This is a genomic window from Streptococcus thoraltensis DSM 12221 (genome assembly GCF_000380145.1).
Taxonomy (GTDB): Bacteria; Bacillota; Bacilli; order Lactobacillales; family Streptococcaceae; genus Streptococcus; species Streptococcus thoraltensis.
In genome coordinates, this window is the sequence record NZ_KB904609.1 from 128,225 (window position 1) to 150,517 (window position 22,293).

The window sequence follows — 22,293 nt, forward strand, 5'->3', positions numbered from 1 at the left end:
GGCTAATGCCAATAAAACTGACGTTCATCAAATCGGTCGCATGTGATTTTCAAAAAGTCTAAAACAAGCTAAGAACAGATTGTTGCCAACACCTAAAAAAGGCTCTATAGTTTCTGTAGTGGATAAACCACCACAGAAGTTATAGAGCTTTTTGTGAGTTTGGAAAAATGGTGAAACTGGGCTGAGAGATAGCAGGAATGATCCAAATGTAGTCAACTGAATTAACTTTCAGACAAGAAACAGAAAAGACGCAGACAGTACCTAAGTACGACAAGTCGAAAGCGGCGATGTATCATCGTTAATTCAAAAGACTATAAAAACCTAAAATACTCATCGCTTCAGACACAAAAGAGGGAATCACTCTGATTCTCTCGCTTAGCTATAAATCACCCTCTACAGTTGATCATAAAGCAAGATAAAACTCCCCATAGAGAAACTTATACTCTTCGAAAATCAAAAGCAGACCTTGTTGACTTGATGTGATGCACTTCTGTTCTGTCTGCTATCTGTGTCGCCTAGTCTGCTTGTGATTTCATTGAGTATTAATATGGGGAATTTTTTGTGATTCGGCTATGAAACCACTAAGTTTTTTAACTGTGCTGCTGTGCCATGATTTGAACCAAATAGAAAATAAAAGTTGCAGCGAGATTAGCTGTGTGCTTATCAATATCATGTGGCGGGGATACTTCAACAATGTCAAATCCCACTATTTTGCCACTGGCAGCAATATACTGTAACAACAAAACTGCTAGATTGGGATCAAGACCAAGTGACTGAATGGCACTCACCCCAGGGGCTGAACCAACCGCAAAGCAGTCCATATCAATGGTTAGATAGACTCTTGATTGATTTTCTAAAAAGTCATCAATCTTCTGGCACACTTGCTGATAACCCATTTTATAAATATCCTGACCGGTTAAAAAACGGATTCCTTTCGATTTTGCCACAAAGTCAAAGAGAAACAGATTATTATTATGTTCTTGAATACCTAATGCAAGGTAGTTGAATACCCTGTTGTCGAGCAGGGCATCATCGAACATTTGACGAAAACCTGTCCCAGAATTTGGACCCGTATGATTGTAAGGTCTCAGATCAAAGTGAGCATCCATATTGACTACAGCCAAATCATCGTTAATATCCAATGTTTGTCGCAATCCATGGTAGTGTCCATAAGCAGTTTCATGTCCACCGCCTAGTACAATCGGCGTGAGATTGAGATCACACATACGTTTGATAGCTTTGGATAAGCTCATTTGTAGTTGTTCCAAAGAACGGTTCGGGCCATCAATATCTCCCACATCATATACCATGACCTTATTTCCCAAATGCCACGGTAACTTAGCCAATTGACTACGAATAGACTGCGATCCTTCAACCGCGCCGACACGTCCATTGTTGATGTAAACGCCCTTATCGCTTTTAAAACCAATTATTGCAAAATGCCTTCCCTTAAAAGGGGTCAGGGAATCATCATTGAGATCAAGAAACGTCATGACCATCCCCCATTTAGCAGTGTAGAGATCATCTTCTATGGCTCTGTGGTAGTAACTTGTGTTTGATGGGTAGTAGTCTTCTAACACACCTATCACCTCCTTATCTTTTTGCAAGCAAGATGACTAACTAAGCAGACCCAACGACTATTTGTTATAGTCAAACGAATTAGCTTTCAGTCAAGGAACAGAAAAGACGCAGAACAGCACTTAATACTCTTCGAAAATCAAAAGCAGACCTTGTTGACTTGCTTTGATGACCTTCAGTTCTGTCTGCTATCTGTGTCGCCTAGCCTGCTTTTGATTTTTATTGAGTATAAATACGGCAGGTCGAAAGTGACGAGGGAGCAAAGTTAATTCAAAAAATTATACAAAGCTAACCATAAATCTTTTATAAGTATTGTGGCTAAAAAGGCTCTGACACTTGTCACAGCCTTTTATGAATAGCCTAGTATTGAATGGCGAGGTCAACGACATCTTCAATTTTTTCAAGGAATTTTGGATTCTCTATAATAGCGGAAGCCTTGTTTAGTTCCTCGTAAATTTCAATATCCTTATCATCTTCAATCAGCTTAACTTCTTGTCGGAAGAGATCATAAGCAATTTTGGTTCCCTTACCTAGTTCGTGATTTTCTGGTTTCAAATCAAGAGCCTGGCAAGCCGCCAAGATTTCGGTTGCCACAATGCGACGAGCATTTTTGAGGATTTCTCCAGCCTTTCGAGCGGCTATTGTTCCCATGCTGACAAAGTCTTCTTGATTTTCACAAGATGGGATGGAGTCCACACTGGCTGGATGAGATAGAACCTTGTTTTCAGATGCCAAGGCAGCGCAAGCATACTGTGTAATCATAAATCCAGAATTCAAGCCTGGATGCTTGACAAGGAAGGACGGCAATTTGCTGAGTTGACTGTTGACTAGACGCTCTACACGACGTTCAGAAACATTTCCGATTTCTGAAATGGCGATCCCTAAGAAATCAAACGGTTGAGCCATTGGTTCACCGTGGAAGTTTCCTCCTGAGATGACATGACCGTCTTTGCAGATGATTGGATTATCAGTCACAGAGTTGATTTCAATATCAACTTTGGTTTTAACATAGGCGATACTGTCTTTACTTGCTCCATGAATTTGAGGCATACAGCGAAGTGTGTAAGGATCTTGAACCCTGGATTGTGTAGCTACTGTTGTATTTCGGCTATCTTTCAAAAGATTGCGGATATTTCGTGCGGTTGCCAGCTGACCACTTTGCGGGCGAATGGTATGAAGATTTTCTTCAAATGGACTGGAAATACCATTGTGGACTTCAAGTGAGAGAGCCCCTGCTATATCTGATAATTTCAGTAACTGTATCGCATCGTAGGTTGCCAAAGCACCTATTGCCGTTAAGACCGTTGTCCCATTAATCAAAGCAAGGCCTTCTTTTGCGGCTAGGGAAATTTTGGAAATTCCAGCTTTATCAAGAGCTGCTTGCCCTGAGAGTAATTCTCCCTTGTAGTAGGCTTTCCCTAGACCCAGCATTGGTAAAACCATGTGAGAAAGTGGGGCAAGGTCTCCAGAAGCACCGAGTGAGCCTTTTTCAGGGATAAATGGGTGAACCCCCTTATTCAATAATTCTAACAATTTTTCGATGGTTGACAATCGAATACCTGAATAACCTTTTACCAAAGAGTTAATCCGGATAAGCATAATAGCTCTGACCGCATCTTCTGCCAAAGGATCTCCATAACCACTGGAATGCGTACGAATGAGATTTTCTTGAAGTTGTACGGTATCTTCTGTCGAAATGCTGACATTGCAAAGTGAGCCAAATCCTGTTGTAATGCCATAAACAACTCGCTCTTCTTTGACAATGTCGTCAACAATTTTCCGAGACGCCTTCACCGCTTCTGCGGCATGATCATCGATTTGGCAAGTCACGCCCTGACGCGCAACGGCAATCACATCTTCAAGGGTAAGGCTTTCGCCGTCTAGTTTTATAACTCTTGTCATATCTTTTCTCCTAGTTCTATTTTTAAATAACATGATGATCTGCGTGTTTCTTTCGTCCATGCATCACGTAATAAACGCTACTTGCAATGACAATTCCTATGGCACCACGAACGAAGTGCATTGGATTATCACCCCAAATCATTAAAAGACTAATCACTACCGCTAATACTGGGATAACTGGGCCAAATGGTACACGAAATACTACTTTTGCATCTGGTTCCATCTTCCGTAATTTCAAAACTGCTAGGGCAGTTGGGATGTATTGGAAGAAACGGAAGACTACGCTCAAACCTGCCAAGGTTTCAAAAGAGCCTGTTAGTAGCAGGGCAATCGCAATTGAACTAGAAATAACAACTGCTACAACAGGAGCTGCATTTTTATTTTCTTTGGCGATTGATGCTGGAAGCAAACCTTCTTTAGCAATCGCAGCACCAAACCGCGGTACCATGATAGATTCCCCCATATTTAATCCAGTAATTGAAATTAAAGCTCCAATTGAAACCATCCAAGCGCCAACAGGGCCAATCATTTTAACAAATGCATCTTGAACAGGGGCATTGGTATTCATAATACCACCACCAAGCATGGCAATGGTTCCACCAATAATCAACATGTATAAGACAGAAACAATACTAATTGATCCTAAAATAGCACGTGGAACATTTTTTTCTGGTTCTCTCATTTCACCTGCAACGATTGAGAGGGTTTCAAAACCAATAAAGCCATAGAAAATATAGACAGCAGTCTTTGATACGGCTCCTAGCAAATTCGTTCCTGGTTCCAATTGGACAAAAGGAGTGAAGTTGGGTAGACCATTTTTGATAAAGAATAGGGTACAAGCTGAGAAGGCAACGATTGGAATCAATTTAGCAATTGTTGCTGTAATGGTAAAAATTTTAGAAGTTTTCAAGCCTGCAATGTTCATCAGAGATAAAAGGATAACCAGAGTAATACTCAAGGGAATATTCCATCCTTCAAATGCTGGGAAGGTAATAATAAACATCTTAGCAAAACCTGCCGCCATGGCTGCCCAAGCAAAGATGGTAACTGCCCAACCAAGAAAACCAACATTGAACCCAATGAAGTCACCAAAAGCGCGTTTCGAGTATTGAAAAGCGCCACCGTTTTTACCAAAATAACCCGCAACTTCTGCAAAACAAACGGCTAACATGATGGTCAATATCGCTGTTCCAAACATGACAGCGATGGAAGCTGGACCAAGACCTTTATAAATTGACTGTGGCAAGAGAAAAATACCTGAACCAATAACGGCGTTTATCCCATAAAGAGTCGCACCACTCAAGCTAAACTTAGCTTTTTCTCTTTCTTGTTCATTCATATGATTTGACGCCATAATAATACTCTCCTTTTTTGTACATTTTGCGTTCAAATTGTAGCAATAAAGTCATCAGGTGATTCTCCAAATGGATGACTGGATTTCTCTACCTGACAAAAGGGATGCAATAAATAAGTAGCGATGAGAAACTAAGTAGTCATAGTAAAACGTTTAAACAGACTTCGCTAAAAGGAAATAATAACAAGGCTCACTCTTTAAAGCTAATCAATCATAGCTGAGAAAGAAATCTTAATGGGATGACTAGTACCATTTCAAAGCCAATTTACTTTTTCCACAATCCAGCCCAAACGGCAATAGGGCGTTGATATTCCTGTTTCTGATTGTGGTGGATTTGTAAGTCTAACACTGAAGAATTCGCTTCAATAATGGCTAAATGATTCTCTGCCAATCTTAGTTCTTCTTGCTTACCCAAATAAATCGTAAGCTCACTAAGTGCATAAATCAGCTGAATATCAGCTCCTGTCAGCTTAAAAGGAACATCTGACCCAATCGCTTGTAAATCGCCTTTATAGTGATCATCAAAAATGAGATTCATATCTCGACAGGTACCCTGACTAATGATTCGGCTATTTCCTTCAAATGCGTAAGGCTTGAAAGGAACCACAGTTGTTTCACGATTGTCGTGAATGTTACTGAGAGTTATCGGCTTATCCAAAGTCATGATAATGCGATGATACCCTTCTAGTGATGTAAAAGTTGTTTGTCTTATGGCTACTGTTGCGGTAGAAAGACGATAGGAAAACTGTCTTTTTCCATAATCGCCAGTTTCAGGATAAAGGTACAATTGTTGCGTTTTTCCACCTGACCAATCCGATAAAATATAGTCAGAAGGTTTTCTAACAGTTACGATTGTCATCTTTTATCTCCTAGTATTGTCTTAGAATAATCCGGTGATGTTGCCCTCCTTATCAATGTCAATTTTTTCGCTAGCTGGCACTTTAGGCAAGCCTGGCATGGTCATGATAGCTCCCGTCAGAGCGACTATAAAGCCTGCACCAGCAGATACCTTGAGGTTGCTGATTTTCACGGTAAAGTCCTTAGGAGCGCCAAGTTTTTTCGCATCATCGGAGAAAGAATACTGCGTCTTCGCCATACAAATTGGGTAATGTCCAAAACCTAGACGTTCTAACTCAGCCATTTCTCGCTTGGCAGCTGGCGTTAGGCTGATGCCTTTGCCTCCGTATACTTTGGTCACAATTTTAGTTAGTTTTGTTTCAATACTATCATCTTCATCGTAAACAAAGTTAAAATGATTGTCCTGTTCAGCTAATTCAACAACTTTTTGAGCTAATTCCTGGCCACCTTTACCTCCATTTGCCCAGACATCTGAAATGACTACATCGACACCGCGTTTAGCACAGGCATCGTAAACAGCTTGTAATTCACCATCTGTGTCCAGAGGGAATTTGTTAATAGCAACCACAGCGGGTAAACCATAGACCTCTTGAATCGTTTCCAAATGTTTGTCTAGATTTGGAAGACCATCGATAACTGCTTGAACATTTTCAGTTTCTAAATCTGCTTTGGCTACACCTCCGTGCATCTTCAAGGCTCGTATGGTCGCTACTAAAACTACCGCTGAAGGACGTAATCCTGACATGCGACATTTGATGTCAATAAATTTTTCAGCACCTAAATCGGCTCCAAAACCTGCTTCTGTGACAGCATAATCTCCGTATTTCAAAGCTAGCTTTGTCGCAAGAACACTATTACAGCCATGGGCGATATTGGCAAATGGACCTCCGTGAATAAGGGCTGGTGTGTGCTCCAAGGTCTGAACAAGGTTTGGATGAATGGCTTCTTTAAGCAGAGCTGCCATGGCTCCTCCAGCTTTCAAATCTTTAGCAGTAACTGGATTGCCCTCATAGTTATAACCAATAATAATCTTCTCTAAACGTGTCTTCAGGTCAGCTATATTTTCTGAGAGGCAAAGGATAGCCATGATTTCAGAAGCAACGGTAATATCATAACCATCTTCCCGAGGAACGCCATTGACCTTTCCTTGCAATCCATTGACAATATGGCGAAGTTGGCGGTCATTCATATCTACGACACGCTTCCATGTAATGCGTCTTGAATCAATTCCCAATTGATTGCCTTGATGAATATGATTATCAATTAAAGCAGCCAATAAATTGTTCGCGATACCAATGGCATGGAAGTCGCCTGTAAAGTGAAGGTTGATGTCTTCCATCGGAACAACTTGAGCATGCCCTCCACCCGCTGCTCCACCTTTTATCCCAAAAACAGGACCTAGGGAAGGTTCGCGAAGGGCGATAACAGCTTTTTTACCGATAGCAGTCAGAGCATCAACCAAACCAACTGAAGTAGTTGTTTTTCCCTCACCGGCTGGTGTTGGAGAGATGGCAGTGACAAGAATCAGCTTGCCATCTGGTTTATCTTTAAGAGACACAAGTTGCCGAGCATCAATTTTTGCCTTGTATTTACCGTAATGACAGAGCACTTCTTCATCAATACCTAGTCGGTTGGCTACCTTGCTGATCGGTTCCATAGTGACTGAATTTGCTATTTCAATATCTGATAAAACCATGTTTTCTCCTTTATTTTTTAAACGACTTCGACGATTGTGTCGTAAATGTTATCTGCTAAGTCACAACCTTTTTTAAGCAGTTCTTCTCCTTTTTGACGATAAGTTGTCACAAAGGATTCATCCTTAATACCAGATAAGTTTATGAGAACGTTCAACCATGCTCCTTGTAAGCCCGCTTTGAGGTTTAAAGCCGCAACTCCCAAGTCACTAGCTGCGTTGGCGTTTGATTTTCCGACAGCCTTTTGGGTTGTCTCTAAAGCTTCCACCATCAAGACCATCATGTCGTAAGGAGACTGTGCAGCTTCTTTCAAAGCACTTTGCATGGCAGTCCGTCTGGCTGCTTTTTCATCATCCGTTTCCTTAGGCATTTCAAAGACTGCTGAAACTAAATTGAAAGCTTCGGTATCCTTATCAATGGCTGCTAAGAGTTTATCTTGTAGGGAGCTACTCTTGTTGTGAATGTCTTCAATCACATCTTGGAAGTCGGCATATTTTTTCTTTCCTAAAGTCAATTCACAGACCATTTTAGTTAAGGAAATGCCATTAGCTCCTGACATTGCTGCGGCTGAGCCGCCTCCTGGTGCAGGAGCATCTGACCCTAGCACTTTTGCAAAGTCTCTTAAACTTAAATCAACTAATCCCATCGAACCCTCCTATCCAAGTAGATGATTTTCCAAAACTTGTTTATTGTAATCAAAATCTTCAACTTGCAAGTAGTATTCAGCAACATCAATCAACGCCTTGGCTGGAGCAAGTCCAATCACTTCTGAACCAATAATATTTACCCCATAGCGTTTGGCTTCAAAACGAATGGTTTCAAAGGTTCGATAAAGTGGGCATTTTTCAAAATTAACCATATTCATAGACACTTGAGCAATATTGCGGTCTTCTAGCATGACACCAATACCCTTACAGTATTTGTAGCCACCACCTGAACCACGGATAATCTTGGCAATTTTATTGGCAATTTCAACATCGTCCGTATCCAAGTTAACATTGAAAGCTACAAGTGGCATACGCGCTCCTACTGCCGTCACTCCAGCTGTAGGATGAATTTTTCTATCACCGTAATCTGGAGCCCAGTCATCTTCCAATAATTTTTCTGGCATCCCTTCAAACTGACCTTTACGAACCTTGGCAAGATTTTGACGCTCTGGACGTGTTGCTGAATCTTCATAAAGGAAAATGGGAATGCCAAGCTCACTGTTTATACGTTCAGCAACTTTTTTAGAAATGTCAACACATTCAGCTGTTGTAATATCCTTGATTGGTACAAACGGGCAAACATCTGTCGCTCCCATGCGAGGATGTTCTCCCTCATGTTTAGTCATATCAATATGTTCAGAAGCATATTTTACCAGCTGAAAGGCAACTTCTTGAATCGCTTGGTCATCGCCAACAAGAGTAAATACGCTGCGATTATGACTAGCGTCAGAAGAGTAATCTAACAGGGTTACCCCAGCAATGCTTTTAGCTGTCTCAACCAGACCATCAATAACGTCTTGATTACGTCCTTCAGAGAAGTTGGGAATACATTCAACAATTTTTGCCATAGTAATTTCCTTTCAAGTTATTGAATTAATATAGTCTTTTGAATTAACTTTGCGACCTCGTCACTTTCGACTTGCCCTACTCATACTCAATGAAAATCAAAAGTGGACTAGGCGATGCCGATACAGATAGAACGGAAAGGCATCAAATCAACGACGTCTACTTTTGATTTTCGAAGAGTGTCAAGTACTGTCCGCGTCTTTGTCCCTTGTTCTGAACGTTAATTCATTTGACTATAATAAGCATTTTTAGATAACGCTTACATTTTTACTTAAATAATTTTGCAACGGCTGATGAAACAAGGTCGTCATCAGCGAGGTATGGAATCGTAATGTGATCAGTGTCTCCATGCAGACGATTGTACTCAATAGCCGTTTCAATAGCATGGTCATTTCGAGCCCAATTACGTCTTGCAACACCACCCATGGTATCCCAAGAAATAGCTGACTTGATAATCTCATCAACACGCTCACTGCCATCTAATACTAAACCAAAGCCACCATTAATCGCCTTACCAATACCAGTACCGCCACCATTATGAAGGGCAACCAAACTCATACCACGCGCAGCATTTCCAGCATAACACTGAACCGCCATGTCGCAAGTAACGTTTGAACCGTCTTTAATATTTGATGTTTCACGAAATGGTGCATCTGTTCCAGATACATCGTGATGGTCTCGACCAATCATGACAGGGCCAATCTTGCCTTCACGGACTAATTCGTTAAATTTAAGCGCAACGTTGACACGTCCCAGACAGTCTTGATACAAGATACGCGCCTGTGTACCAACAACCAATTGATTTTTCTCAGCGTCACGAATCCAGTTATAATTATCACGGTCTTGGTAACGACGATTTGGATCAATCGCTTCCATGGCAGCATGGTCAGTCGCAACCAAATCATCATGATTACCACTCAAGCAGACCCAACGGAATGGACCGTAACCATAGTCAAACAACATCGGACCCATGATGTCTTCTACGTAGGATGGCCAAATGAAACCATCTTTGTCATCAATACCATTTTTAGAAATTTCTTTGACGCCTGAGTCGTAAACAGATTTCATAAAGGCATTACCATAGTCAAAGAAGTAGGTGCCTTTTTCTGTCAAGGTCTTAATCGCTTCATAGTGACGCGCCAACGTTTCATCAACCAAGCGGATAAAGGTTTCCTTATCCTCAGCGAGTAAACGAGTGCGCTCATCAAAGCTGATACCCGCAGGGCAATAGCCACCATCGTAGACATTGTGGCAAGACGTCTGGTCAGATAGGAGATCAACGTGGATACCTTCTTCATTTACATACTCAAGCAAATCAACGATATTGCCATGATAAGCAATGGAGGTTGTTTCTTTTTTATCTAGATATTCCTTAGCCATATTCATAGCTTCTTCTGGTGTTTCAGCAATCTGGCTAATCCAGCCTTGTGTATGACGTGTTTCAATCCGTGACGCATCTACTTCAGCGATAATGGACACAGCATTGGCAATTTCTGCAGCCTTACCCTGTGCCCCACTCATACCACCTAGACCAGATGAAATGAAGAGTTTACCGGTCAAATCACCATCGTCTGGTACCCCCAATTTCAAACGACCGGCATTCAACAAGGTATTAAAGGTTCCGTGGACAATTCCTTGTGGGCCGATATACATCCAACCACCAGCGGTCATTTGTCCGTAATTCGTAACCCCCATTTCTTCAGCGATTTCCCAATCCTGCATATTATCATATTCGCCAACTAAAAGACCGTTGGTAATAATAACGCGGGGAGCTTCTGGTTTTGAATGGAACAAGCCGACAGGATGACCTGATTCCACAACTAGAGTTTGCTCTTCAGTCATCACCTCGAGGTATTTTTTGATGAGTTGGTACTGCATCCAGTTGGCACAGACAGAACCAGTTTCACCATAAGTGACCAATTCATAAGGATAAAGGGCAATTTCAAAACTCAAGTTATTGTCAATCATGACCTGCATGGCTTTAGCAGCCGTGCAATTTCCCTTGTATTCATCAATCGGCTTGCCATAAATGCGTTCTTTTGGTCTCCAGCGATAGCCATAAATACGACCTCGCGTTTTGAGTTCTTCCAAGAATTCTGGAATCACTTCCTCATGAAATTTTTTAGGAACATATCGTAACGCATTTTTCAAAGCGAGTTCTGTTTGCGCTTGAGTTAAACGAAAACCTCTATCAGGTGCACGTCGAATACCGTCTTGAAATACCGTCTTTTCAGGTAGCACATCATCTAATTTAACTGTCATTGCAGCTGCAATGTCTGCTTCACTAAAGTATGACATAAAAACGCCTCCTTAAAATATTATTGTTGATGGTAGTTTAACAGTAAACAGTCAATAAAAAGTCTTTTTACCTGAAACTTAGCAAAAAAGATAAAAAATGATGATAGTCAGAAATTTTTGACTAAAATTTGACGTTTTATGAGTAATCTGATTGTATTGAATAATAGAGTCAAATGAATTAACTTTCCGAACAAGGAACTAAGACACGAACAGCACTTGATACTCTTCGAAAACCAAAAGCAAACCTTGTTGACTTGATTTGATGACCTTCAGTTATGCCTGCTATCTGTGTCGCCTAATCTGCTTTTGATTGTCATTGCGTATGAGTAGGGCAAGTCGAAAGTGACGGTGTATCAAAGTTAATTCAAAAGACTATAGAATCCACTATACGGAGGTTTTATATGATTGCTGATAGTTTACTCACACATTTCAATCAAGTCTTCTGCCCAAATGACCCAGGACACCCTCTCTTTGGTCAGGACATGAAGGACGCTCAAATCCTTGAAGACGGTTATATTGCCGTTAAAAATGGGCTTATTCTAGCAGTAGGAACAGGTGAACCTGACGCATCTTTGATTGGCGAAGAAACCATTGTACGTTCTTACGAAGGTAAAATTGCGACCCCGGGGATCATTGATTGCCACACTCACCTTGTTTATGGAGGTAGCAGAGAACATGAATTTGCTAAAAAATTAGCGGGGGTTTCTTATTTAGACATTCTGGCACAAGGTGGGGGCATCTTAAGTACCGTAAAGGCGACTAGAGAGGCAAGTTTTGATAATCTCTATCAAAAATCCAAGAGGCTATTGGACTATATGCTACTTCATGGCGTTACAACAGTCGAAGCTAAAAGTGGCTATGGCTTAAACTGGGAGACAGAAAAACGCCAACTTGATGTTGTCTCAGCCCTTAATAAAGACCATCCGATTGACCTCGTTTCTACCTTTATGGCAGCGCATGCTATTCCAGAGGAATACAAAGGCAAGAGTCAAGCCTATTTGGATCTCATTGTTGAAGAAATGCTTCCAGCGGTTAAAGAAGACAATCTAGCGGAATTCTGTGATATTTTTTGCGAAAAAAATGTCTTCACTGCAGAAGAATCTCGCTATTTATTAAGCAAGGCTAAAGAAATGGGCTTTAAGCTTCGTATTCATGCTGATGAGATTGCTTCCATTGGTGGCGTAGATGTGGCGGCAGAACTGGGTGCAACCAGTGCAGAACACCTGATGATGGCAACAGATGAAGGTATCGCTAAAATGAGTGAGGCAAAGGTTATTGGTAATTTGCTGCCGGCGACAACCTTTAGCCTCATGGAAGACACCTACGCTCCCGCTCGCAAAATGATTGAAAAGGGCATGGCTATTACACTTTCTACCGACAGCAATCCTGGTAGCTGCCCAACAGCTAATATGCAATTCGCCATGCAACTGGGTTGCTTCATGATGGGGCTGACTCCCGTAGAAGTTTTAAACGCTGCAACCATCAATGCAGCTTATTCTGTTAATCGCCAAGAGAGCATTGGCAGCTTCACGATTGGAAAAGAAGCAGACATTGCTATTTTTGATGCACCAAACATTGACTACCCATTTTATTTCTTTGCTACGAACTTAATCCATCAAGTTTACAAGAAAGGTAACTTAATGGTAGACAGAGGACGGATAGTTTAACCGAAAATCAAGCATAAAAAGGAGTTTAAGAAATGCCTAAACTCCTTTTTTCACACTTAATTTTCAAAACTTCAAATCAATCTTGTAGGCACTATCAAGATACCGTCAAATGAATTAATATTCAGACAAGGAACAGAAAGATGCGGACAAAAATTGATTTTCGAAGAGTATGAGTAGGGCAAGTCGAAAGTGACTGTGTCTCAAAGTTAATCCAAAAGACTATAGCATCAGTCCCACTGTCTCTCAGCTCCGTTCTACAGTTGTTTACCAAGTCCACAGCCACGAACAGTCTTCTAGAAACAAGTCTATTTGACGATTTAAACGTTAAGCGAGGATATGTCTGTAAAGATTAGATAATCCGGTCCTACTTCATTGTGCATACCCTAAAATAGTTCTTCATAAATCAGCCTTTGCTTGGTTTGTTGAAGATGGAATAGTCAACTGCCTTACATTTGTTGAGTTAAACGCTACAATGTGATATTGACAATGGCACTACCAGATTAGTTCCTACCCCATCTAAATCTGCCCATTCACGCTTTATTCAAATCTTTTCATTTTACAAGTGTAATAAACAAAGATATTGTCATCTTCGACTTAACTAGGACATTATCACTTTCGAATGATACGGGAATGATTCCCGTCAATTTCAACTTGACTCAAAAAGAGTTTTAAGGTAGAATATAGTTTGTTATGGCGGTATAGCCAAGTGGTAAGGCACGGCTCTGCAAAAGCTTGATCGTCGGTTCAAATCCGTCTACCGCCTTTCAATACCTGATTTAACAGGAATTAACCGAATGAAAAGCCCGATTTTACGGGCTTTTTTGATTTTCTATCAGGTTGAATTCGGATAAATAGGGATAATTTGGTGGGCAATGCTACCTTTCTAAAAGATAAAAGAATAAGTTCACTAAAGCAGACTTTAGGCGATATGTCCGTTTAAACGCCCAAAAACACTCTACCTGCATGCCAAAGCACTCGTTTCCGAAGTGCTCAGGTTGAAGAAAAAGTCTATTTTAGACATTTTCCTCCAAGCTTTTTTCTTAGTAGCCAAAAACAAAAACTCTTAAAAACGCTGTTATTTCAACATTTTTAAGAGTTTAATGATTCCCCTTCTCCCTGCGAGATGTTCCGAAATATCAAAGTTTCAGGGTTTTGTCTACGTTCTGAACACTTCGTTTCTGAAGTGCTTTTTTCATTTTTATCACCCCTTTTCTGCTATAATAGAAGCATGACAAATGCGAAAAATAAACTACTTTTAATCGACGGTTCTTCCGTTGCTTTCAGGGCTTTCTTCGCCCTTTATAACCAGATTGATCGTTTCCGCAACCCGAACGGTCTCCACACCAACGCCATCTATGGTTTCCACCTCATGCTAGACAATCTCATGGAACGTGTACAGCCCACTCACATTTTGGTGGCTTTTGACGCGGGTAAAACTACCTTCCGTACCGAGATGTACGCCGACTACAAGGCTGGTCGTGCCAAGACTCCTGAGGAGTTCCGCGAGCAGTTTCCTTACATTCGGGAAATGCTAGCAGCGAGAGGCGTTACTTATTATGATTTGGCTAATTATGAAGCTGATGACATCATCGGAACACTTGATAAAATGGCTGAGCTAGAAGATTTTGACGTCACGATTGTATCTGGTGATAAGGACTTGATTCAATTAGCTGACCATAATACGGTGGTCGAAATTTCAAAAAAAGGCGTAAGCGAGTTCGAAGAATTTACCCCAGCCTACCTTATGGAAAAAATGGGCATCACGCCTGAACAGTTTATCGACCTCAAAGCTCTCATGGGGGATAAGTCGGATAATATCCCTGGTGTTACTAAAATTGGTGAGAAAACTGGTCTTAAATTGCTTCTTGAACATGGCAGTCTGGAAGGGATTTACGAAAATATAGATGGCATGAAACAGTCCAAGATGAAAGAAAACCTCATTAATGATAAAGAGCAGGCTTTCCTATCCAAGACGCTAGCAACCATCAACACCAAAGCGCCTATCACTATCGAGTTATCTGACACTGTTTACATGGGGCCAAAAGTCGACGATTTGGCTAAATTCTACGATGAAATGGGCTTTACTCAATTCAAAAATGCCCTAGTGGGAGAGGCTGAAACACCTACTTTTGAAAGTCAATTTGAAGAAGTCAATACGGTTTCTGACAAGCACTTCAGTAACCAAGATTTCTTCTACTTTGAAATGCTCAATGATAACTACCACGTCGAGGAAATTATTGGCTTTGCTTGGGGAACTAAGGAGGCTATCTACGCATCTACTAATCTGGATTTACTACAAGCACCAGCCTTTCAGAAAGCACTTGCTAAGCCTATGCAGACCTTTGACTTCAAACGAGTCAAGGTTCTACTGAGCCATCATGGGATTGACATTCCTGCCCCCAGCTTTGACAGTCGTTTAGCCAAATACCTGCTTTCAACCGTTGAGGATAATCACCTATCAACCATCGCTCGTCTCTACACAGCTCTGCCTTTGGAAAGCGATGAAGTCGTCTATGGAAAAGGCGCCAAACGCGCTATTCCTGAAAAGGATAGTCTACTCAGCCATTTAGCCAAAAAAGTCCAAGTCCTTATCGAAAGTAAGGAACCTATGTTAGCCAAACTAGAGGAAAACGACCAAATCGACCTCCTCTTTGACATGGAGCAACCCTTGGCAAATGTTCTGGCTAAAATGGAAATCGCTGGTATCAAGGTCAACGGGGGAACCTTAGCTGAAATGGCTTTGGAAAACCAAGTGGTCATCGACAAATTAACCCAAGACATCTACGAGATGGCTGGGCAAGAGTTCAATATCAATTCGCCAAAACAGTTGGGTGTCTTGCTCTTTGAAACTATGGGATTGCCCCTCGAATACACCAAGAAAACCAAAACTGGCTATTCAACAGCTGTTGATGTTTTGGAGCGACTTGCACCAATTTCACCAATTGTGTCTAAGATTTTGGAATACCGCCAAATCGCTAAACTGCAATCAACGTATTTGATTGGTTTGCAGGAATACATCCGCGACGATGGCAAAATCCACACACGCTATGTTCAAGATCTAACGCAAACTGGCCGCCTCTCATCAACTGACCCTAACCTGCAAAACATTCCGATTCGTCTGGAACAAGGTCGCCTCATCCGTAAAGCCTTTACCCCTTCCACTGACAATGCTGTTCTCCTTAGCTCCGACTATTCACAAATCGAACTTCGTGTCCTTGCCCACATTTCAGGTGACGAGCATTTGATTGATGCCTTTAAACACGGTGCGGACATTCACACGTCAACAGCCATGCGTGTCTTTGGCATTGAAAATCCAGAAGATGTGACGAGCAACGACCGTCGCAATGCCAAGGCTGTCAACTTCGGTATTGTCTATGGCATCTCAGATTTCGGTCTTGCCAATAACCTGGGTATTCCTCGTAAATTAGCCAAAGACTACATCGAAACCTATTTTGAACGCTACCCTGGTATCAAGAATTACATGGAAACCGTCGTTCGTGAGGCTAAGGATAAAGGCTACGTTGAAACCCTCTTCAAACGCCGTCGCGAATTACCAGACATCAATTCACGCAACTTCAATGTGCGTAATTTCGCTGAGCGGACAGCTATAAACTCGCCTATCCAAGGGAGTGCTGCGGACATTCTCAAGATTGCCATGATTAACCTTGACAAAGCACTAGTAGACGGCAACTTCAAGACCAAAATGCTCCTTCAAGTGCATGATGAGATTGTTCTAGAAGTTCCTGAAGATGAAATCCCAACTATCCAAAAACTAGTCAGAGAGGTTATGGAAGCGGCAGTTGAGATGACTGTTCCCCTTCTAGCTGAAGAATCATACGGAAAAACTTGGTACGAGGCTAAATAGATAAGCATTACTATCTCACTACTTTTTGCGAGGTTCAATCTACTCAATGGCTTTTTAGCAATCATGCTGGTGATGGCTTTAGAGGCTAGGTTTTGGTCAGTCACGCTTACATCACCAGCCGAGACCCCCTCTACAAAGTCTTTCTTTTCATGGGTTATCACCCTAGACCTGAGAAAATCATGATTGGTAGTGCTGATCGAGGGATTGAGTTTACCGTCTTTCCCAAAATATACCTGCTTAGTTATCCCTATAGGCTCAAGGGGCAAAAAATTCCCAAAACGCTAGTTTTTTCCATCAATGAACCTTTTACGTCTTTCTTCTGCTATTTGCTATCATAAATAAAGCATCGGCTTCAAACTTATCGACATCAGGTTAACAAGCCTATCTAGTAGCATCTGGTACCAACTTTAAGTTAGTTTTCTTAATCCTTCCCATTCACGGATTAAGCATTGACATGGGAATTGTTACAGATAAACAGCAGGCTTAATCAGACACTGAACAAACTTCCTTTTTGGAGGTTTGTTTTTTTTGTAATATAGGCAAATGATACTCATCCAAAATCAAAAACAAACTTTCTGTAACCATTGTCTGTTGACGATGGTTTATAATACTCTTCAAAAATCCAAAGCAGATCTTATTGATGTGATTTGATGAACTTTAGTTCTATCTGTATCGGTGTCGCCTAGTTTGCTTTTGATTTTCATTGAGTATGAATTAACTTTTAGACAAGGAACAGTAAGACGCAGACAGTACTTGAGTAAGACAAGTCGAAAGTGACGATGTATCAAAGTTAATTCAAAGAACTATAATTAGAAGCTCAAAGCCTTGTTAGGAGTATGGGACAAAACATAAAAACTCCCCAAAATGTTGAAACAACAGCGTTTTAGGGAGTTTAGTTATTATCCGTCTTCCAGCAAGAGTTCCTGAAGTATCAAATTTTCAAGGGGTTGTCGCGCTCTGAACTGGCTCGAAGTCATAATCAAAAAGCCTAGACAAACTAGGCTTAATCACTATTTTTCAATATGGATAGAAAGCTCATCCGCATCTACTGTCACCCGCGCACCAATGGTGATGGTAAATAAAGGTTGCGTGTGGGCAAAATCCGTATCGTAAATGACGGGAATCTCTTTTAAAACAGGATGCTTATCTAAAATATAAAGCAAGAGTTCTGGTGTCATTCGACATTCCTTAGGAAAACGTCCTAAAACAAGTGCCTGTGGATTAGGGTATGCCTGCAGAATTGCTACCAGATTGCGGTCAAATTCGATATAATCGTCTTCTTCTGCTTCTTCCAAAAAGAGAACGTAACGATCAGGCTTAGGAGCGTAGGGGGTTCCCCTCAAGAGACCAAAGGTTGATAAGTTGCCACCAATTAAGGTACCGCTTGCTTTACCAGAATTGTATCGTTTCCAATCTGTCGGCATGAAATGACGTGGCTGGCTCGGATCATACCAAGGATCGCTAGACCACTCAGGACTTGGTTCCAAATCATAAGCCTTCTGACCGATAGCCTTTAACCAAGAAGCTGTTTGATAGGGTTGACCGCCCTCCATCTTAAAACTAGAATAGGATGGTCCCATATAAGTTTGCATACCCGTTTTAGCGTAAATAGCATTTAAAATCGCAGTGGTATCCGAGTAACCACAGATAAGTTTAGGATTTTGGGCAATTAATTCATAGTTCAAATAGGGCAAGAGTTCATTAGAATTAAATCCACCAATAGTGGCTAAAATTCCATCAACCGACACATCCCCAAAAGCCGCATGCAAATCCGCTACCCGACTCGCAATCGATGCCGAATCCAGCATATCATGCTCATCATAGTGCTCTGAAAAAGACAGGGAAAACCCTAATTTTTCCAAAGCCTTCTTGGCAGATAGGTTAGCATCAAAGCCACCAATGCGCGCAATTGAAGATGATGGGCTAAGAATACGTAAATGACTTCCTGGTTTTAAATCTGGCATGGATTAATCCTCCTAAAGCTTTTCATGATTATAGCACAAATATAGGAAATAAGAAAACGACTTCAAAACCTATAACATCAAAAGAGACGGATGGTGATATAATCTTCTTATAGTGGGCAGTGAAAAAACAGAAATTCACTAGAAACTACCCAACACCTTTGCCTTACTTGTAATATAAAATTCCATTAAATCAACGATTTATGTCCTAATGAAAGCATAAACAACATCTAGGTAGAAATATATTCATGAAAAAACTTTATTCTCAAGTTTTTGGCTTATCCCTCCTTTTCGTTCTAAAAATAACTTTCCAATAATCACCTTCAAGACGTTAAATGTCTTATCGTCTCATGCTCCTTACTTAATAACTTCTGTCAATACATCATTATAAACTCAATAAGCTGGGTAATATCCTTGTGTTTTAAAATCTTAACAATAACACCTAAATCGGTATCATTAAGCTAAAGATAGTCCTATAAGTACGACAAGTACTTTAGTAGTAAGTAGTAACCGAATATCTATCTCTAACTACATGCATTTCATCGCCTTGTTAACAGTTGCAATATCTGGTATCCCTTCTCATAGCTAAAGTATTGGAATACCATGTTATTGAGATTTTGAATTGTTTTCGGATAGCGAGCGCGTGACAAAACCAGCTCATTTCAAGTAGAAAAACGACTATCATATATGATAAAGTGAAGTGTGTTTATATAGGCTTTTGAATTAACTTTGATACATCGTCACTTTCGACTTGCCGTACTCAAGTACTGTCTGCGCCTTTCTGTTCCTTGTCTGAAAGTTAATTCATTTGACTATAGTAGAAATAGCACCATCGTGCTAAGCTGCAAGATACTATTTAAGAGTGATTGACAATAATCTTCCTCAGCACTCGATAGAGGGACTATGAGTAAGTGCTGGATAATTAAGATAAATCATGTTTTTTCAAAAATGGTTGTTCTTAATTCCAGCAGAAAAGAGATTACATCAATGCCTTGTATCACGACCAGTTAATCATTTGCCACGAATGATTAGGCTTTTGCGACTCGCCACATTTTTAGTATAATAGACAAAAAGAAATAGGGGAATTAGGCAAATGTTAAACATCTTTGTGTTAGAAGATGATTTTGTGCATCAAGCACGTTTGGAGCAAGCAATTCAAGATTGTGTTCGAAAGGGTAATGTAGACTATAAGAGTTTAGAAATTTTTGGTAAGCCTAAGCAGCTGCTTGAGGCAATTCAAGAAACAGGAAACCACCAATTTTTCTTTTTGGATATTGATATCCATGGTGAGAAAAAGAAGGGAATGGAAATCGCGCGTGACATTCGATCAAAAGATCCAAATGCTAGTATTGTTTTTGTGACAACGCGTTCAGAATTCATGCCGATTACTTATAAGTATCGCGTATCCGCTTTAGACTTTATCGATAAAGGATTACCTGACGAGGAATTTCAAGTAGCTATACGCGATGTCTTGACTTATGCCTATGAAAATATGGATAGTGAAGTAGCAGACGATGCCTTTGTCTTTCGGACCGAGCAGTCTAATTTTCAAGTACCCTTTTCAGATATTCTCTACTTTGAGACTGCTCCAACCGCTAACAAACTTATCTTGACGACCAAAAAAGGACACATGGAATTTTACGGAAAATTGTCTGAAATTGTAAAATCAGATAATAGACTCTACCAAACTCATCGCTCCTACGTTGTCAATCCGAGAAATGTTGTCAGTGTAGACCGTACCAAATTTACAATCTATTTTGAAAATGATGAAACATGCTTCGTATCGCGGTTGAAGCTAAAAGGTTTAGTGGAGAGAATTGAGAAATGATGAGTTTATCAACCTTGCCATGGGACATCTTGAGTTATTTAGAATGGCTTATCAAGCTCTTTTTCCTACAAGAGATTAGTGGTCTAAAGCTGGGCTGGAAACGGTGGCTAGGCTATCCTTTAGTGTATATCCTTTTGACTTCCATCACTCCTTTTGTTGGTATGCTAGTGGATTTATTGCTTGCCCCTTTTTTATTGATAATCGTTTTGCGCAGTATTTCGTATCAAGGACCAAAGTCTAGTTTCATCTTCTATGGCATGCTACCTCTGGTAATCTATGAGGTGTTCAATTGGCTGATTGGTGCCTATCTTCAATTTATCCTCGGTTGGAATTTTGGACAGTTATTAGATAGTCCAGGGTTACAATACCTCATGTTACTGTTATTATTGCCCTTTTATTGGCTTATGATGAGAGGCTTACGAATTGATTTTAAAAAAATTCAAGCCGGTCTACGCCAAAGAAAGTTGTACAATGTCGTCTTGATATTAAACATTTCTATGATTGTTTATAGTCTATTGATTCGTATTTTCACACGGATTACCGAGGTCAGTGTAGGAGAGACGGAGATGGATATGTTGAACTTGAATGTTCGATGGCATGTTGTGATTGTCTACTTTTTTATCTTTATGGGTCTGTTATTCTATTTAAATTATACGATCAAAGAGTGGCAAGAAGAAGAATTAAAGCAGGCAAAAGATAGCCAGTTACAAGCGATGAACGCTTATAGTCACCATATCGAATCGCTTTATAAAGAAATTCGTAGTTTTCGTCATGACTATACTAATATTTTAGTCAGCCTACAAGAGTCAATCAAAAATCGTGATATAAATGCGGTCGAATCGATTTATCAGACAGTCATTGCAGAGTCCGATAGGCGATTTTATGACAACAAGTATGATGTCGCTAATCTGGTAAATCTCCAAAACGATGCGATGAAAAGTATTATTTCTGCTAAACTCATTGCAGCGCAAAGCCAAGGGATTGATGTGTCAGTAGAAATTGCAGAATCGATTGATATACCCCAGATTGAGCCACTTGAGATGATAACCATTTTATCAATTTTTCTTGACAATGCCATTGAAGCAGCTGTTCAGGCAGAAAAGCCAAGTTTGAGTCTCGTCTATTTTGAAGAGCAAGGGAAGAAAATTCTTATCATTAAAAATAGTATCAAAGAAGAACGCGTCAATACCAAAGAAATCTATGGATATGGCAAATCAAGTAAAGGAACAGGGAGAGGAATAGGTCTTGCCAATGTAAAAAATATCCTCCAGCACTACCCTACTGTATCCCTCATGACTAGTAGCGAAAATTATACATTCTCCCAAAAAGTAGAGTTTTGAAAATGAGATTAAAATGACAGATACGAAAGAGTCTGGACAGACATCCATGATGGCTATGCCCTCACTCACAGAACAATGAAAACGAGCAGAAAGCCACACATCAACTTTTAAAAATCGCCTATATACTCTTAAAAGAACAAATAACTTACTCTAAATACAAAAAATTTCACTTTGGTTATATCATAGGAGGGGATTTTTGCATTCTTTGTAGTTTTCGTATAAAAAAGATTTTGATTTTTGAAATTCTTTATCATCCATTCTTTAAATTGATAAATTAGATATAAAAAGCGAACAAGACAGAATTCTGAGTGTCAGAAAACTAATTTTGTTCGCTTTTTATATTTAGGCTTGGATTGTTATCCCAGACTCTTTTTTATCGTGTTGTAGTGTTTTAT

At 40.3% G+C, this 22,293-nt stretch carries 13 protein-coding genes and 1 tRNA gene; 5 read left to right on the forward strand and 9 right to left on the reverse strand.

Translation table 11 applies throughout. The annotated features are described in order from the left end of the window. Positions 1 to 590: 590 nt before the first annotated feature. The 8 genes from A3IA_RS0107475 to A3IA_RS0107510 all read right to left on the reverse strand — a co-directional run bounded on the left by A3IA_RS0107475 (position 591) and on the right by A3IA_RS0107510 (position 11,237). Positions 591 to 1,580, reverse strand: coding sequence for an arginase family protein (locus A3IA_RS0107475; protein ID WP_018380707.1), 990 nt, complete (start codon positions 1,578 to 1,580; stop codon positions 591 to 593). Between the two features lie 358 nt (positions 1,581 to 1,938). Further along, the gene (gene hutH / locus A3IA_RS0107480; protein WP_018380708.1) at positions 1,939 to 3,480 is read right to left on the reverse strand and encodes a histidine ammonia-lyase; all 1,542 of its coding nucleotides are present in this window, start codon (positions 3,478 to 3,480) and stop codon (positions 1,939 to 1,941) included. A gap of 22 nt (positions 3,481 to 3,502) precedes the next feature. After that, positions 3,503 to 4,834, reverse strand: coding sequence for an APC family permease (locus A3IA_RS0107485; RefSeq protein ID WP_018380709.1), 1,332 nt, complete (start codon positions 4,832 to 4,834; stop codon positions 3,503 to 3,505). A gap of 265 nt (positions 4,835 to 5,099) precedes the next feature. Then, positions 5,100 to 5,693, reverse strand: coding sequence for a HutD family protein (locus A3IA_RS0107490; RefSeq protein ID WP_018380710.1), 594 nt, complete (start codon positions 5,691 to 5,693; stop codon positions 5,100 to 5,102). A gap of 21 nt (positions 5,694 to 5,714) precedes the next feature. Continuing rightward, a complete protein-coding gene (locus A3IA_RS0107495) occupies positions 5,715 to 7,388 on the reverse strand; it encodes a formate--tetrahydrofolate ligase (protein WP_018380711.1) in 1,674 nt (557 codons plus the stop codon). Between the two features lie 17 nt (positions 7,389 to 7,405). Continuing rightward, positions 7,406 to 8,032, reverse strand: coding sequence for a cyclodeaminase/cyclohydrolase family protein (locus A3IA_RS0107500; RefSeq protein WP_018380712.1), 627 nt, complete (start codon positions 8,030 to 8,032; stop codon positions 7,406 to 7,408). A 9-nt stretch (positions 8,033 to 8,041) separates the two neighbouring features. Then, the gene (gene ftcD, locus A3IA_RS0107505) at positions 8,042 to 8,941 is read right to left on the reverse strand and encodes a glutamate formimidoyltransferase (RefSeq protein ID WP_018380713.1); all 900 of its coding nucleotides are present in this window, start codon (positions 8,939 to 8,941) and stop codon (positions 8,042 to 8,044) included. 265 nt (positions 8,942 to 9,206) lie between these two features. Further along, complete coding sequence (locus tag A3IA_RS0107510) at positions 9,207 to 11,237, reverse strand: urocanate hydratase (RefSeq protein WP_018380714.1); 2,031 nt, start codon at positions 11,235 to 11,237, stop codon at positions 9,207 to 9,209. A 401-nt stretch (positions 11,238 to 11,638) separates the two neighbouring features. Between A3IA_RS0107510 and hutI the strand changes: the two genes are divergently transcribed. From hutI to polA, 3 genes are all read left to right on the forward strand, one after another. Further along, complete coding sequence (gene hutI, locus A3IA_RS0107515; protein ID WP_018380715.1) at positions 11,639 to 12,904, forward strand: imidazolonepropionase; 1,266 nt, start codon at positions 11,639 to 11,641, stop codon at positions 12,902 to 12,904. A 692-nt stretch (positions 12,905 to 13,596) separates the two neighbouring features. Next, a tRNA-Cys gene (locus A3IA_RS0107520) sits at positions 13,597 to 13,667 on the forward strand. A 465-nt stretch (positions 13,668 to 14,132) separates the two neighbouring features. Further along, positions 14,133 to 16,769: a DNA polymerase I gene (gene polA / locus A3IA_RS0107525; protein ID WP_018380716.1), complete on the forward strand. Its 2,637-nt coding sequence runs from the start codon at positions 14,133 to 14,135 to the stop codon at positions 16,767 to 16,769. A 1,010-nt stretch (positions 16,770 to 17,779) separates the two neighbouring features. On the opposite strand, the gene A3IA_RS0107530 is transcribed toward polA, so the two are convergent. Further along, complete coding sequence (locus A3IA_RS0107530) at positions 17,780 to 18,733, reverse strand: S66 family peptidase (RefSeq protein ID WP_018380717.1); 954 nt, start codon at positions 18,731 to 18,733, stop codon at positions 17,780 to 17,782. 1,090 nt (positions 18,734 to 19,823) lie between these two features. On the opposite strand from A3IA_RS0107530, the gene A3IA_RS0107535 reads away from it, so the two are divergent. Beyond that, on the forward strand, positions 19,824 to 20,558 hold the full coding sequence (locus A3IA_RS0107535; protein WP_018380718.1) for a response regulator transcription factor: 735 nt from the start codon (positions 19,824 to 19,826) through the stop codon (positions 20,556 to 20,558). Further along, on the forward strand, positions 20,555 to 21,898 hold the full coding sequence (locus A3IA_RS0107540) for a sensor histidine kinase (RefSeq protein ID WP_018380719.1): 1,344 nt from the start codon (positions 20,555 to 20,557) through the stop codon (positions 21,896 to 21,898). Before A3IA_RS0107535 ends, A3IA_RS0107540 begins: the two co-directional genes overlap by 4 nt. The last annotated feature ends 395 nt before the right edge of the window (positions 21,899 to 22,293 follow it).

Excerpts from the sequence above, each read along its gene's own strand:
- hutH (WP_018380708.1), bottom strand. The coding sequence starts at position 3,480 with ATGACAAGAGTTATAAAACTAGACGGCGAAAGCCTTACCCTTGAAGAT.
- A3IA_RS0107485 (WP_018380709.1), bottom strand. The coding sequence starts at position 4,834 with ATGGCGTCAAATCATATGAATGAACAAGAAAGAGAAAAAGCTAAGTTT.
- A3IA_RS0107490 (WP_018380710.1), bottom strand. The coding sequence starts at position 5,693 with ATGACAATCGTAACTGTTAGAAAACCTTCTGACTATATTTTATCGGAT.
- A3IA_RS0107495 (WP_018380711.1), bottom strand. The coding sequence starts at position 7,388 with ATGGTTTTATCAGATATTGAAATAGCAAATTCAGTCACTATGGAACCG.
- A3IA_RS0107500 (WP_018380712.1), bottom strand. The coding sequence starts at position 8,032 with ATGGGATTAGTTGATTTAAGTTTAAGAGACTTTGCAAAAGTGCTAGGG.
- ftcD (WP_018380713.1), bottom strand. The coding sequence starts at position 8,941 with ATGGCAAAAATTGTTGAATGTATTCCCAACTTCTCTGAAGGACGTAAT.
- A3IA_RS0107510 (WP_018380714.1), bottom strand. The coding sequence starts at position 11,237 with ATGTCATACTTTAGTGAAGCAGACATTGCAGCTGCAATGACAGTTAAA.
- hutI (WP_018380715.1), top strand. The coding sequence starts at position 11,639 with ATGATTGCTGATAGTTTACTCACACATTTCAATCAAGTCTTCTGCCCA.
- polA (WP_018380716.1), top strand. The coding sequence starts at position 14,133 with ATGACAAATGCGAAAAATAAACTACTTTTAATCGACGGTTCTTCCGTT.
- A3IA_RS0107530 (WP_018380717.1), bottom strand. The coding sequence starts at position 18,733 with ATGCCAGATTTAAAACCAGGAAGTCATTTACGTATTCTTAGCCCATCA.
- A3IA_RS0107535 (WP_018380718.1), top strand. The coding sequence starts at position 19,824 with ATGTTAAACATCTTTGTGTTAGAAGATGATTTTGTGCATCAAGCACGT.
- A3IA_RS0107540 (WP_018380719.1), top strand. The coding sequence starts at position 20,555 with ATGATGAGTTTATCAACCTTGCCATGGGACATCTTGAGTTATTTAGAA.